This is a genomic window from Xenorhabdus littoralis (genome assembly GCF_033949345.1).
Lineage (GTDB): Bacteria > Pseudomonadota > Gammaproteobacteria > Enterobacterales > Enterobacteriaceae > Xenorhabdus > Xenorhabdus littoralis.
In genome coordinates this window covers 1-12,579 of record NZ_VCDP01000058.1, presented here as the reverse complement: position 1 = coordinate 12,579, position 12,579 = coordinate 1, and the positions used below count along the sequence as shown (strand labels likewise).

The 12,579-nt window shown below is 44.0% G+C and carries 15 protein-coding genes, 1 tRNA gene and 1 pseudogene; 14 read left to right on the top strand and 3 right to left on the bottom strand.

Going from position 1 to position 12,579, the window contains the following annotated elements:
• Nucleotides 1-118: 118 nt before the first annotated feature.
• The gene (locus FE394_RS14215; RefSeq protein WP_319927019.1) at nucleotides 119-547 is read left to right on the top strand and encodes a CoA-binding protein; all 429 of its coding nucleotides are present in this window, start codon (nucleotides 119-121) and stop codon (nucleotides 545-547) included.
• A gap of 68 nt (nucleotides 548-615) precedes the next feature.
• Here the strand turns inward: FE394_RS14215 and hspQ are convergent, their stop codons facing one another.
• Nucleotides 616-936: a heat shock protein HspQ gene (gene hspQ, locus FE394_RS14210; RefSeq protein ID WP_319927018.1), complete on the bottom strand. Its 321-nt coding sequence runs from the start codon at nucleotides 934-936 to the stop codon at nucleotides 616-618.
• 224 nt (nucleotides 937-1,160) lie between these two features.
• On the opposite strand from hspQ, the gene yccX reads away from it, so the two are divergent.
• The gene (gene yccX, locus FE394_RS14205; protein WP_319927017.1) at nucleotides 1,161-1,439 is read left to right on the top strand and encodes an acylphosphatase; all 279 of its coding nucleotides are present in this window, start codon (nucleotides 1,161-1,163) and stop codon (nucleotides 1,437-1,439) included.
• A gap of 15 nt (nucleotides 1,440-1,454) precedes the next feature.
• On the opposite strand, the gene tusE is transcribed toward yccX, so the two are convergent.
• Complete coding sequence (gene tusE, locus FE394_RS14200) at nucleotides 1,455-1,784, bottom strand: sulfurtransferase TusE (protein ID WP_319927016.1); 330 nt, start codon at nucleotides 1,782-1,784, stop codon at nucleotides 1,455-1,457.
• 182 nt (nucleotides 1,785-1,966) lie between these two features.
• Between tusE and FE394_RS14195 the strand changes: the two genes are divergently transcribed.
• The 12 genes and pseudogenes from FE394_RS14195 to FE394_RS14140 all read left to right on the top strand — a co-directional run bounded on the left by FE394_RS14195 (nucleotide 1,967) and on the right by FE394_RS14140 (nucleotide 12,143).
• A tRNA-Ser gene (locus FE394_RS14195) sits at nucleotides 1,967-2,054 on the top strand.
• Nucleotides 2,055-2,229: 175 nt separating this feature from the next.
• Nucleotides 2,230-3,443: pseudogene (locus FE394_RS14190) on the top strand (tyrosine-type recombinase/integrase).
• 144 nt (nucleotides 3,444-3,587) lie between these two features.
• On the top strand, nucleotides 3,588-4,586 hold the full coding sequence (locus tag FE394_RS14185; protein ID WP_319927015.1) for a DUF6387 family protein: 999 nt from the start codon (nucleotides 3,588-3,590) through the stop codon (nucleotides 4,584-4,586).
• Nucleotides 4,587-4,718: 132 nt separating this feature from the next.
• On the top strand, nucleotides 4,719-4,934 hold the full coding sequence (locus FE394_RS14180) for a helix-turn-helix transcriptional regulator (RefSeq protein WP_319927014.1): 216 nt from the start codon (nucleotides 4,719-4,721) through the stop codon (nucleotides 4,932-4,934).
• Nucleotides 4,934-5,212 carry a helix-turn-helix transcriptional regulator gene (locus tag FE394_RS14175; protein ID WP_319927013.1) on the top strand — a complete coding sequence of 93 codons (279 nt, stop codon included), beginning with the start codon at nucleotides 4,934-4,936 and terminating at the stop codon, nucleotides 5,210-5,212. The genes FE394_RS14180 and FE394_RS14175 overlap by 1 nt, the downstream gene beginning before the upstream one ends.
• 11 nt (nucleotides 5,213-5,223) lie before the next feature.
• Complete coding sequence (locus FE394_RS14170; RefSeq protein ID WP_319927012.1) at nucleotides 5,224-6,243, top strand: hypothetical protein; 1,020 nt, start codon at nucleotides 5,224-5,226, stop codon at nucleotides 6,241-6,243.
• A gap of 27 nt (nucleotides 6,244-6,270) precedes the next feature.
• A complete protein-coding gene (locus FE394_RS14165) occupies nucleotides 6,271-8,973 on the top strand; it encodes a DUF927 domain-containing protein (protein WP_319927011.1) in 2,703 nt (900 codons plus the stop codon).
• A 245-nt stretch (nucleotides 8,974-9,218) separates the two neighbouring features.
• Entirely contained in the window at nucleotides 9,219-9,362 is a 144-nt protein-coding gene (locus tag FE394_RS14160) for a hypothetical protein (RefSeq protein ID WP_319927010.1), read from the top strand.
• Nucleotides 9,359-10,225, top strand: a complete 867-nt coding sequence (locus FE394_RS14155; RefSeq protein ID WP_319927121.1) for a helix-turn-helix domain-containing protein — start codon at nucleotides 9,359-9,361, stop codon at nucleotides 10,223-10,225. Before FE394_RS14160 ends, FE394_RS14155 begins: the two co-directional genes overlap by 4 nt.
• Nucleotides 10,218-10,595 (top strand): antiterminator Q family protein, encoded by a 378-nt coding sequence (locus tag FE394_RS14150; protein WP_319927009.1) that lies wholly within the window; start codon nucleotides 10,218-10,220, stop codon nucleotides 10,593-10,595. The genes FE394_RS14155 and FE394_RS14150 overlap by 8 nt, the downstream gene beginning before the upstream one ends.
• A 344-nt stretch (nucleotides 10,596-10,939) precedes the next feature.
• Entirely contained in the window at nucleotides 10,940-11,698 is a 759-nt protein-coding gene (locus FE394_RS14145; protein WP_319927008.1) for a Thoeris anti-defense Tad2 family protein, read from the top strand.
• 289 nt (nucleotides 11,699-11,987) lie between these two features.
• Nucleotides 11,988-12,143: a hypothetical protein gene (locus FE394_RS14140; protein WP_319927007.1), complete on the top strand. Its 156-nt coding sequence runs from the start codon at nucleotides 11,988-11,990 to the stop codon at nucleotides 12,141-12,143.
• A gap of 35 nt (nucleotides 12,144-12,178) precedes the next feature.
• On the opposite strand, the gene FE394_RS14135 is transcribed toward FE394_RS14140, so the two are convergent.
• A complete protein-coding gene (locus tag FE394_RS14135; RefSeq protein WP_319927006.1) occupies nucleotides 12,179-12,391 on the bottom strand; it encodes a hypothetical protein in 213 nt (70 codons plus the stop codon).
• Nucleotides 12,392-12,579 lie beyond the last annotated feature (188 nt).

Below are 12,579 nucleotides of genomic sequence, written 5' to 3'. Positions count from 1 at the left end.
AATTATCATAAATACTGTAGCAGATATACCCAATGGATTTCGAGTTGCAGACAACAAAGTTATAGCTGACAAAATAGCAATGTGAAAAGTGGAGGGTATAGGGCATATGGGAGGCCAAATGAGTGATCAATATATAGCAGGCATATTGAGAAAAACAAAAACGATAGCATTGGTCGGAGCGAGTGAAAAAACAGATCGTCCAAGTTATAAGGTGATGGCATACCTATTGAATCAAGGATATCAAGTCATTCCGGTCAGTCCTAAATTGGCGGGACAAACTTTACTGGGGCAACTTGTCATAAACCGCTTAGCAGATATTAAACAACCCGTTGATATGGTTGATGTGTTTCGCAAATCAGCGGCTACCTATGGTGTTGCCGAGGAAGCTATCGCCATAGGTGCAAAAGTGCTTTGGTTGCAAAAGGGCATCATTAATGAAGAGACAAAATCACTGGCAGAAAATGCAGGATTGGATGTAGTGATGGATCGTTGCCCCAAAATTGAAATTCCGCGCTTGGGTATGGAAAAATTGGGCATGGAAAAATAAGGAAGGCGGGGGCGCGTTTGCTATCCACCACCTTGTTGGAATGATTTGAGTAACGGTAATAAGAGAATTTAATTCCGTAGTCTTGGAGCTTGCAATTGGTTGCGAATAGACTCGGCCAACTCATCCAGAGAAGATTGTTCTGGATGATCGTCTGATATTTCGTAAGTCAATTGAGCCTCAGCCAGATAAGTATGGACAGGTTGCCCGTCATCACCTTCCATCACGACGTGATACCACGGAGCTGAGCGTAAGGTAGCATTAGATGCAATATCATTTTCCTGTGGCTGTTCTAAAGAATATTCAGCATCAATATCTACAACAACACCCAAGTAACCCAGCAGTCTATGTCGTACTTGCTGGCCGATACCGAATTTGCTGGCGATCATCATTGTCACCTCCCAAGAAACCTTGCAATGACTCTTATATAAGGACAGTAAGGTAAATTTCAAGCGCACACCCGGTAGCCGGAATTTTTGCATGACTTTTAAAACCAAAATGGCATGTGACAGCCATCCCATAATTTCAGGTTAGCTGTTGCGTATATAAAACACAATACCAAAAGTAGGTTCAACGTTCCAAAATTCTTATTATTTTATCGAGGAGGAACGCAATAATGACTCAATACAGTATCGCAATTAATGTTTATGGAAGAGTACAGGGAGTCGGATTCCGTTATCAAACTTACCATTGGGCGAAGAAAAATAAGCTGAAGGGATATGTTCGTAATATGAATGATGGCAGCGTTAAAATTGTTGCTTGTGGTAATGATGAACAAATCAAAAAATTAACACACTGGCTGGAGCAAGGTGGTCCGCCCGGTGCCAATATTGAACATTTCCAATCTCAGTTTTGTGACTCAGAAGAGATGGATGATTTCAGCATCCGTCATTAGCGACGGATGACTAAATCAAATACATTTAACGGGTTTCGGAAGGCCTGCAATTTTTGTGGCTTGTTTTGCAGGTCCTTTGGGAAATAGTCGATAGAGATAACGGCTGTTTCCTTTCTCTTCACCATGCCTTTGTGAGATTGCTTTGACTAACATACGAATAGCGGGAGAAGTATTAAATTCTTCATAGAATTCACGCACAAAACGTATCACCTCCCAATGCTGTTCGGTCAGAGTGATTGCTTCCTGCTCGGCAAGTAGAGGAGCCATAGCTTCCTGCCAATCACGGCTGTTTTTTAGATAACCTTGCGCATCAGTTTCGATCTCGCGATCTTCAAATACCAACATAATATTTTAACCATCCAATAACGATGACTGCAATTTAGCAAAAAACACCACTATTCCCAAGAAAGATCGCCTGATGTGCTGGATAAATAGACTAATAGATAGCAATATGAGTAAATTAACGGCAGTTGAACAGATAAGTACTTTACATTGATAACTGTGATGTTTATAGTGCTCGACATCGCGGAGGGGTGGCCGAGCGGCTGAAGGCAGCGGTCTTGAAAACCGCCGATGGGAAACCATCCGAGAGTTCGAATCTCTCCTCCTCCGCCATCTACACATATCCTAACGTCTCTTCAAGTCTACTTTCCCTAGTAAAATCAAAGAAAAAACTAATATTTCCTTATATCAAGGTCTACAGTAGTCTTCCTAAATCTCTACAATTTGTTGTATAGTTTTTTGTATAGAAATTCCCTATACATTTTTTCTATACAATATTGGGTGGTTTATGAAGCTAACAGACTTGGCAATCAAACGAGCCAAACCAAAGGAAAAAGCCTATACGCTGGCGGATGGTAACGGTCTATCTTTGTTAATCGATACCAAGGGTTCTAAAGGTTGGCGATACGTTATCAATTTGCGGGTAAAACCAAAATGATCTCATTAGGGGTTTATCCAGTAGTAACACTCACGGAAGCCAGAGCTAAACGTGATGAAGCAAGAAAGCTGGTGGCCAATGGAATTAATCCGAGTGAAGCCAGAAAAGCGGAAAAAACGGCGGCTATTAATCAAACAGAACATACATTTAAGAATATTGCGCTTGAATGGTATAACAGCCGCAAGGATAGGTGGTCGGTTGGTTACCGTGAAGATATGATGTCCGCATTTGAAAATGATGTATTTCCTTATATAGGTGATCGTCCGATTGCAGAAATAAAGCCACTCGAACTATTGGAAGTCCTTTCTATTATGGAAAAGAGAGGAACGACAGAAAAGTTGAAGAAAGTTCGGCAACGCTGCGGTGAGGTGTGGAAATATGCAATCATTACTGGTAGGGCAGAATATAATCCAGCGCCAGATTTAGCGAGTGTCTTTATCCCTCATAAGCGTGAACATTACGCCCATCTTTCAGTCGGTGAATTACCTGAATTTCTGCGCTCTATTGATAAATATATGGGTAGCCAAATTGTCAGAACGGCTTTGCGTATTCTTATATTAACGGGAGTTCGCCCCGGTGAATTACGCAAGGCTGAATGGTCAGAGATTGATTTAGATAAGGCTGTTTGGGAAATATCGGCTGAAAAAATGAAAATGCGACGTGCTCATATTGTGCCATTATCAGAGCAAGTTATTAATTTATTGAAGCAGATACAGCCTATTAGTGGTAGTTATCAATATGTTTTCCCAAGTCGTACAGATTATAGAAAGCATCTTTCTGATATGGCACTCAATACCATGATCCGCCGAATGGGATATTCAGGGCGAGCTACAGGCCACGGATTCCGCCACACCATGAGCACTATCTTGCATGAACAAAACTACCCATCTGAATGGATTGAAACCCAGCTTGCTCATGTTGATAAGAACAGCATCCGGGGAACTTACAATCATGCCCAATATTTGGATGGTCGCTGGGAGATGCTTCAATGGTATGCCGACTATATGGACGCACTCGAACAAGGCGGAAATGTGGTGCATGGCAAGTTTAAGAAGCATGCTTAATTGGATGAATAGACAGCGATAATTGTCTTTAGTAGACTGCCCAAGACGTTAAAGAATAAAGCTATGCCTAGGGTCGCTCCCGAAACTCCGTACACCTCTATGGACTGGCATAGCTCCTACCAATAGAGGACATGGGGTGGCAAGATGGCAAGGGCAAAGCCTAAAGAAATTATTTCATGGTTTGATGTGCGCAGATACGACCAATTATTAGATTTAACTGTGTTAGAGGTTATTGATGATTTAAAAGGTAGAGTAACTCTTTTATATGATTATAAAGATGAGGGAAATATAGATAATAATTTACCAAACATTGATATAAATGAAATGAGGGAATCCATATTTCGAGGGTTAGAAAAAGGGTTAGTTAATTACAATAGTCTAATTTTCCATGATATAATTTCAGATTCACATGATAGTCTTAATGAGGAAAGTCACTCAGTTATAAAAGATGAATCCTTTGATAAAAGTCAAGAGGTTGAATTCATTGTAAATGGACATCCTATCAGGTGTGTTGATTTTTTTAATAAAGAATATGATGAGTATTCTGTTGAGGGAGAGTCTTGCAATTTGTTTAATGTTGGCGATTTGGTATCCTACTACAAAGCCTTATTAAGGCAAGGTGACATAACAGAGGAGGCTAATAGGCCTGTAAAAATAGGTGATGGGAAGATTTTTTCGAGTATAAACAGAGTCGGTTATTTAGGAGATTGGTTTAATGATGAGTTGATAGTGAAATTTAATATAGGAGATTATTCTGATGATGAATTAATTACAGAATTCAAAGGGCTCTTAAAAACATGGAGACTTGGAACAGGAATAGCAGAGCCAGAAAAAAATAACAATAGAATTGGATTGTCGTCATTAAAGAAAATATTCACTTACAAAGTGTTTTCTTTCATTGATTTAATGCTATGGGAGAAAATAAACCAAAAGAAAATCAGCAATGAATTATATGCTAGATTATTATTTCCTCTAAGTGAAGGGAATATAATGGGAGGGATTCAAATTAAAGATACCATTAGGCCATTCGTTGAAAGAGTAGTTTTTGGTGATTTTTTACGATATTTATCGTTCTATGTAAAGAAAAATGAATACCTTAAAGATATGAGATTTTCAGATGTAATGAAACTCACCGAAGTTTAAGACTGATAATTTTGGTAGATAAATCATTTTTGTGATTATGTCTATCTAAAACAGAACGATGATATGAAAATACTTCCTGTAATCAAACAACGTCCATTACAACATCTCAAGGACTGGATAACAGGGGGCTACATGCCAACAACTATCACACCAAAAGAAAACCTTATCCGCTTACCCGAAGTTCAGCGCAGAACGGGTTACGGCAAAGCGTGGATCTACAAACTCATCGCGGATGGTAAATTTCCAAAACAAGTAAAAATTGGCACCCGATCAGTTGCTTTTCTTGAATCAGAAATTGATTGCTGGATAGATCAACGTATCGCTGAATCTCGCGGCGAGGTGATGTAATGCCAAAATTTATATTACCTACCGACGAACAGCGAAAATATATTCTTTCTGCCTATGGTGAATTTGAAAGGCGAATAAGAGAAAGAGAACGAGAAAAAATATCCGGTATTTCTCGCAGCCATTGCCATAAATTGGAAGGCTTAGGTTTATTTCCGCCTCGCTGTCATTTTGGGCGTAATTCCTGTGCATGGTTATTAAGCGATGTTCTATGGTGGGTACGCAACCCGCCAACAGTAGACAATGTAAATAACCCATACAGCCGCAAGCTTGCTAATTAAGGAATAACATCATGGAAAAATTAACTGCCTTGATTGGCAGCGGTCAAATTTACCCTGAAAACAGCCAGAACGATATTTCAATTATCCGTAAGGAGGTTATTTCGGGTAACTGGACGGCAATTAACAAGGGTATTTGCACACTCACCGATCTGGGCTTACGTCATAACGGTCAGGGATTAGTTTGGCTTAATTCCGGTGTGTCGGTTCATGATGCAGAAAGTGATACAGGGCTAATAGGAAAAGCTAAAGTATCATTCGATTATCATGCGTCGTTATGTCCAAGTAACGCATTGGAAAATAATGATTTTTGTCGTGGTGTCCACCCTCATAAAGTAGACAGTTATTGTTTGCTGATATTGTCAGAATCGAATTCATGGGTTGAATACTGGCATAGAAAAGATGGCAAAGCATTGACGACTTTTGCAGTACAGGTACTCACCAATGAAAGGCAGGAGGCTTTTGATAATTGGTTTATCTATCGCCACCCTATACAGCAAGATAAATATACCGTTATAAACGCAGAAAAAGATAAGACGCTGGTTCAGGAATATATTCGCCACGGCTGGTTATGTGAATCCGTTTATGAACTTTCCTTGCCGGTGAAAAGCAATATTGAGTTTGGTCGCTTAATGGCTCGATTAGGCTATATCAAAATCCGAACTGCTAAGATCACGGGACATAAAGAAACGTTCTGGGTTTATCGTTCCCCTGAAAAGGGGTTGAGTGCCAGAGAAAAGCAACCTTGCATTGATGCCAGCTATGCGGCGGTGGTAAGGCGTGTTTCTCATGGAAAACAATCGTTATGTCCAAATAACAAATTGAAAAATAATGGATTTATGCCATTTGTCCAGTATGCAAAACGACCAGTCAGAACATTTGAGCGCATTGCTGTCGATGGCCAGTGGCTCTATGTCTATGCCGATCATATTCGTTTTCTGACGAAGAAGCGTCACCGTGTCGAAGGTGTTCGGGTTCAGGGTTATACGGCTCGCCGAAGCGCTGAACGACACAGCCCAGCATGCGGATTTTGAAATCCATCACCGTGAGGGTTTCCTCAAATGGTAAATCATATTGATGTCCGTTCAGTGAAAACTGCGGCGCAGGATCACTGGCAAAATGTGTTATCGGCCTGTGGGGTGGAAGTTCCGGCAAAGGGCAAGCATGGCGCTTGCCCCATCTGTGGGGGGACTGACCGCTTTCACTTTATCGACGACCACGGTAACGGAGACTGGCATTGTCGCCAATGTGATAACCCGAATTACGGGGATGGGCTGGATTTATTGATGAGGGCCAAAGGGATCACCCTGATTGAAGCGGCAAAGGCGGTGTCTGATGTCTTGGCGCTCCCCTTACCGGAACCCAAGCCTGCCAGAAAGGAGGCGCCCAAACCGGAGGCTCCTGTACAGTCAGCCATTGAGGAAGCCACAAGGCTTATACAATGTTCTGCCCTGGGCGAATCGGACTACCTGAAACGTAAAGGACTTCATCACCCCGTCAGGCTGTTATCCGACGGCACTATTATTCTGCCTGTGCAGCGTGGGGATGAATTGACGGGAGGCCAGACGATTAAGCCGGACGGTAAAAAACGGTTTATTACGGGCACGAAGAAAAAGGGGAGTTTTACCCCTTTATCAGCACTGAGCGGCTCGCCGGATACGGTGCTGATTGCTGAGGGTTACGCAACGGCTTTAACGGTCAGTCAATTACATGAGGGACTGACTCTGGCGGCGTTTGATGCAGGTAATTTATTGCCTGTCTCGCAATGGGTCAGGAAACATTATCCCGACGCGAAAATTATTATCGCGGCGGATAACGACATCAAGCCAGACGAACCCAATAAGGGCAAAAATTCAGCCGAAAAAGCGGCTAAGGCTATTGATGGATGGGTATCTGTACCCCCTACAGAAGATAAAGCCGACTGGGACGACTACCGTCAGCAGCATAGCATTGAGGCGGCCAAACAGGCCTTTAGCCACGGGTTATATCAGGCAGGAAAGAAAGAAGCCGTATCAGAAGCCGTGGTGATCCCGTTGGACGCCCCCCGTGAAAAAGAACGTGATCCGCTAATACCGTTTATTGATGCGCGTGATAACGGGGTTTTTTATGTGACGCCCAAGCTGGACAAAGAAACCGGGGAAATCATCAAACCCGAACAATGGTTGTGCTCCCCCGTGGAAGTCATCGGGACAGGCATTGATGAAAACGAGGAGCAGTACCTGATTGTCCGCTGGCAGGCCAAGGGTAATAAAGAGCCTGTCATTAAAGGGATTGCCGCGGCCGATATCGGCGAGCGCGAGGGCTGGCGAATGCTCAAGGCGGGCGGGGTACAGGTCACCACGAAAAGCAATCTCAGGGCGATTCTGGCGGACTGGCTGATCCGTAGCTATACAAAGGAAATCTGGAGCATGACCGCAAAATCAGGCTGGCATAAAGGGGCCTATATCATGCCGGACGGCTCCGTGATAGGTGTTCCAGAGCAGCCGGTGTTGTTTAACGGGGGCAGTGCCGCGGCCAATGCATACACGGTGTCAGGCACGACGGCAGGCTGGCGTCAGCATGTGGCCCGGCTGGCAGGCAATAACCCGTTTATGATGCTGGGGGTGGCAACAGCATTAGCGGCACCAATGACGGGGATTGTCGGGGCGGATGGGTTCGGGGTGCATCTGTATGCCCAGTCCACGGCGGGAAAAACCACCACGGCAGATATTGCCACCAGTCTGTACGGTAAACCGGATGAACAGCGGCTGACGTGGTACGGCACCGCATTGGGGATCGCCAACGAGGCACTGGCACACAATGACGGGCTATTGTCACTCGATGAGGTGGGACAGGGGGCAAACCCGAAACATGTTCATACCTCCGCCTATACCCTGTTCAATGGCAAGGGGAAGATACAGGGGGCGAAAGAAGGCGGCAACCGACCTTTAGCCAGTTGGCGGACGGTGGCCATCAGTACCGGGGAAAAAGATATTCCCACGTTCCTGATGGAAGCGGGGATCAAGACTAATGCCGGGCAATTGGTCCGGTTGCTGAATATCTCGATGGAAAGGGCGAAAAACTTACATGGGCTGGACAGCGGTAAGGCCCATGCAGACGCCTTAAAACGGGGCTGCCGTGAACATCATGGGGCTGCCGGGCGTGAGTGGATCAGTTACTTATCATCACACCAGAAGGAAGCGAAAAAAGCCTATCTCGACGCCCAGTCACGCTGGTGCAAGCTGATACCGGAAAGCTACGGCGAACAGGTGCATCGGGTCAGCGATCGCTTTGCCGTGCTGGAGGCCGCCTTAATGCTGGGCCGGGTTATCACGGGCTGGGATAAGCAGCACTGCCGGGATGTGCTGCAATATATCTTCAATGTGTGGGTGGCTGAGTTCGGCACAGGCAACAAAGAACTGGAGCAGATTGTCGAGCAGGCCGTGGATTTCCTGAATGCCCACGGCATGAGCCGTTATGCCCCGTTGCCCTACGACGAGCGGGACTTACCCATCCGGGACTTAGCCGGATACCGAGAAAGGAAAGGGCTGCATGAGGATGATCCGGTGGTGTTCTATACCTTGCCGGCCACCTTTAAGCAGGAGATCGCCCGGGGCTTTAACGCGGACATGTTCGCCGATACGTTGGTGAAAAACGGGATACTGCGCAAGCCGGCCAGTGGGCGCAGTTATCAGGGTAAGACGCCGCGTCTTAAGCATCTGGGGGGCATTCAGCAACGGGCTTACATCATGGTGTTAGTGCCGGAGTCCGAAGAAGAAGCCTGATCTTTCATGTGAGAGAAAAAAGGTGTTGTCTCGGTTGTCTCAGTTGTCTCATTTTTATTAATACAATGAATTATAAGATTTTTTATTTTTAGATTGAGACAACATGAGGCAACTCACCGGGGTTTTGAGACAACATCAAATCGGGGACAGGCTTCTTTCTGGCCGGCATTGGGTAGCACGTTGCCGGGGTATTCCGCCAAACAGGCATAAGCCGCCTGTCTCTCAGCCGACATAGCAGAGGCATTATGGGAAAGTTACATCAATTACACCGCCGGAAAATAAACGGCTTCACGGGCATGTTGCAAGCAGATAAACCATTCGAAGAAAAATCCCATGTTCGGGAATTCAGCGACAAGATTATTTTTAGTTTAGCGGGGGAGACAAAATAATGACAGACAACACAGCACACAAAACACTTTTCACCCTTCCTGAACCGGGCCACAGTACCGCAATTGCCACGGTGAAGCCGTTGCCTGTTCAGCGCAAGATCACCGGCAACAAACAGGTGGATGCTTATCTGTGGGTACTGGAGGTCATTAAGACTAATGAACCCGCTCACCTTGACGCGGCAGAAGCCGCCCTGAAAAAACTGAAAATTACCCCGAAAGCGGCGCAGCAGAAATATGCTGACTACCTGATGAAGTCGGGCGCCCATGCTTTTCAGGTTGCCTTTGGCACCATGAGCATGGATAACCCGCAAGGCTATATTAATCGGGCGAAAGAGCAGATCAAAGACGCGGCAAAGGTCAGGGCGACTTTTGCCAGTTATGAAGCAGCACTGGAACTGACTGAACCCGAGAAACTCATGCTGGTGGGGGAACTGGCCGAAATCTATGAACCTTTCCACTACTGGAACGAAGAAGAGCACGCTGAAGGGTGTATGCACGGTGATCGCATTAACGAAGTAGATGTACTCCGTAAAGCAATCGCGAAAGGGTTTGCCGAACAGCTCCCCGAACCGTACACCTTGTCTGATGTGGTGCGTGAGTTCCTTTATTGGGACTGGTTGTATCAGATGCGCAGTGTGGCTGCCAAAGAACTGGATCCGGGCGGGTTTGGTGATGGTGAAAGATATTATATCTATGACCGGGAAGAGTATCTTGAAGAAAAACTGGCCACCCTCCAAGCCATTAACCGTCAGGAAGCGATAGACGTCTGCAAATGGGTGCTGGACGAAGGGCGATTTGATGATCGTTCAGACCTGACTGACAGAATTATCCTGAATCTGGTGGGGGAGTGTGCTGATGCGTGACATGCGAATAATACTCAATCAGTGGGGAGCATGGGCCAGTGAGGGAAATACTGAGGTGGATTGGACACCTGTTGCCGCCGGATTTAAGGGATTAATCCCCAGTACCCGAAAGACCCGCGCCCAGTGTTGTGATGATGATGGTATTGCGCTGGATGCTGCCGTTCTGCGACTGAAAAAGTATCACTCTTACTATTATCAGCTCATCGTATTGCACTACATCAAGGCTTGCACACTGCGGACAATGGGCAACAAGTTAGGTATCTCTCATAACGAAGTGGCAAAACGCTTACAGGCTGCTGAGGGATTTATTGAAGGCGTCTTGGCAGTTTCAGGGGTGACGTTGGAAGCTGATAAAGGTGTGCAAAAATAAACCGTTAACAAGGTTGCGTAATTACAAAAGTCGGTATATTGTGATAAGAGTGATAGCAATGTCACACAGCTTATTAATTTCAGACCTCGCTCCGGCGGGGTTTTTTAATACCCTATTTTCAATAAAGGGTATTTCACCAGCACCAAATTTCAAATTTACACCCCAACCGATACCCATGACTGCGGATAATCAGATTTTGTAATATGTCGCCCGATATTAAGGCGTATTAATGTCTGTGTAAGGGTATTCGATTGAAGTAAAAATCCGACCTAAGTAATATTAACTGGCTGTTTATTAGTAAGATGAATGACCTTGAACTTTAACAAATAATAAGTGAGGGATTTATGTCTGAAGTTAATAAGCTGGATAATACTGCATGTCCGTTTAATCCTGAGCAATATAAGAAAAAGATTGAAATTGATGATATAGCACCTGCCGGTTCTTTCCCGTGGGCAATGATTAAAGTGTATCTAGGAAAGCAGGTTAGTCGTAATGGCTGGGCTTCATCCGATGAATATATAAAACTTATTCCTGCTTCAACAGGCAGTGACGGAAAAAATATTCCACCTCAAATTTGGATAGTTGATAAAGATGATGAACAAACTTGGCAACCAACACAAGAAGATATGGTGGCATGTGATTGGGCGTTAAATTGCATGTTGTCTTTTGATCTTAAGGTAGAGACTGCGCGAGATGATCTTGATGATGGTGGCAATTCAAAAAATGATAATCAATATTGGGGATATGCGAGTGTTGATTTTAACCATGTATCTGCTTTCGGTACGTTGACTAACCTTCAAAGCACTATAGGGGTTGGAAGCATCTCAGAATTCTATTTCTTAGAGGTTCCCATCGGTAGCTTTTATGCAATAGAATTGGCAGTTGATACTGAAAACCAACCAGGCTTAAGAAGTAAGAGTCTTGAAGTAACGGTTAACGGTTCAACTTATAATCTTGGCTCCAGTCTTGGGAGCTCTCAAAATTTCTTCTTGTATGATCTTAGTGATGCAACAAAGCAACAACAAGGTGACCTGCTGAAATTAAGCGATTTACTGAAACAAAATGTAGGCAAAACACTGCATTTTTGCTTCAACTGGAAATAATCACCCAAATCTACACCCTGAATTCAAGACCTCGCACTCGCGGGGCTTTTTCATATCTGGCAGTTGTCAACTCTGAGTTTAGAACTCGATCAGTGTCGAACAGCACCCCATAGTATTTATGAATCAATAGATTAACATTGATTTTAACCATTTCGAGCAACACCTCGAATTGGTATAGAGGGCATCCATGAAAGACGAATTTGAATGGGTTTAACCAACTCACCGATAATTCCGGATAGTTCAATCAAGGCTGCGCATGGTGTGGTTTTTTTATTTAAGAGAGGTAGTTATGAAATTTGAAGATTTACCAGTCGATATTCAGTTGGTTGCCGTAAATTGCTTGGCTCGATTAATTATTGAGCGACCACACATTGAAAAAGAGCCAATGGAGAAATTGGCTCGGAATATTAAAAATGCCTTTGTTAGTTTATATTATCAAAATTAATATCTTTCTCTCCGGTAATTCCGGATAGTTCAAATTTACTCGTTATTGTTTCGATACTTTTTACGTAGTCTGATTCCAAGATTGATAAGATAAATAGCTAATAAACTTTCAACTGAGTTATACAGCCAATCCACCTCAATATCAGATGTCATCCACTTTAAAATTGATAGCGCGAATAAAAATATCCCACCGAAGATGAATGCTAGAGGTGTTTTATCACCGAGTGGTAATTTTTCTAATTGTGACATATTAAATCCTTATAATATTTAGCGATGGTTATTTGATGTAAGTTTCACATATTCGGTTATTCCGAACAACTGAATCCTGTAGCCATAAATATTTCGGTAGCGCGAGACAGTCCAACTGAACTAAATCAGCCAACATATATAAGGCTGCGCTCCGGCGTGGCCTTTTTTGTTTATGGCTTTAGCCAGTT

What these genes read in the sequence shown, in the direction of transcription:
- hspQ (WP_319927018.1), bottom strand. Translation starts at nt 936, where the DNA reads ATGATGATCGCCAGCAAATTCGGTATCGGCCAGCAAGTACGACATAGA.
- tusE (WP_319927016.1), bottom strand. Translation starts at nt 1,784, where the DNA reads ATGTTGGTATTTGAAGATCGCGAGATCGAAACTGATGCGCAAGGTTAT.
- FE394_RS14175 (WP_319927013.1), top strand. Translation starts at nt 4,934, where the DNA reads ATGCCAAAATTTATATTACCTACCGACGAACAGCGAAAATATATTCTT.
- yccX (WP_319927017.1), top strand. Translation starts at nt 1,161, where the DNA reads ATGACTCAATACAGTATCGCAATTAATGTTTATGGAAGAGTACAGGGA.
- FE394_RS14170 (WP_319927012.1), top strand. Translation starts at nt 5,224, where the DNA reads ATGGAAAAATTAACTGCCTTGATTGGCAGCGGTCAAATTTACCCTGAA.
- FE394_RS14135 (WP_319927006.1), bottom strand. Translation starts at nt 12,391, where the DNA reads ATGTCACAATTAGAAAAATTACCACTCGGTGATAAAACACCTCTAGCA.
- FE394_RS14160 (WP_319927010.1), top strand. Translation starts at nt 9,219, where the DNA reads ATGGGAAAGTTACATCAATTACACCGCCGGAAAATAAACGGCTTCACG.
- FE394_RS14180 (WP_319927014.1), top strand. Translation starts at nt 4,719, where the DNA reads ATGCCAACAACTATCACACCAAAAGAAAACCTTATCCGCTTACCCGAA.
- FE394_RS14140 (WP_319927007.1), top strand. Translation starts at nt 11,988, where the DNA reads ATGAAATTTGAAGATTTACCAGTCGATATTCAGTTGGTTGCCGTAAAT.
- FE394_RS14145 (WP_319927008.1), top strand. Translation starts at nt 10,940, where the DNA reads ATGTCTGAAGTTAATAAGCTGGATAATACTGCATGTCCGTTTAATCCT.
- FE394_RS14215 (WP_319927019.1), top strand. Translation starts at nt 119, where the DNA reads ATGAGTGATCAATATATAGCAGGCATATTGAGAAAAACAAAAACGATA.
- FE394_RS14165 (WP_319927011.1), top strand. Translation starts at nt 6,271, where the DNA reads ATGGTAAATCATATTGATGTCCGTTCAGTGAAAACTGCGGCGCAGGAT.
- FE394_RS14150 (WP_319927009.1), top strand. Translation starts at nt 10,218, where the DNA reads ATGCGTGACATGCGAATAATACTCAATCAGTGGGGAGCATGGGCCAGT.
- FE394_RS14185 (WP_319927015.1), top strand. Translation starts at nt 3,588, where the DNA reads ATGGCAAGGGCAAAGCCTAAAGAAATTATTTCATGGTTTGATGTGCGC.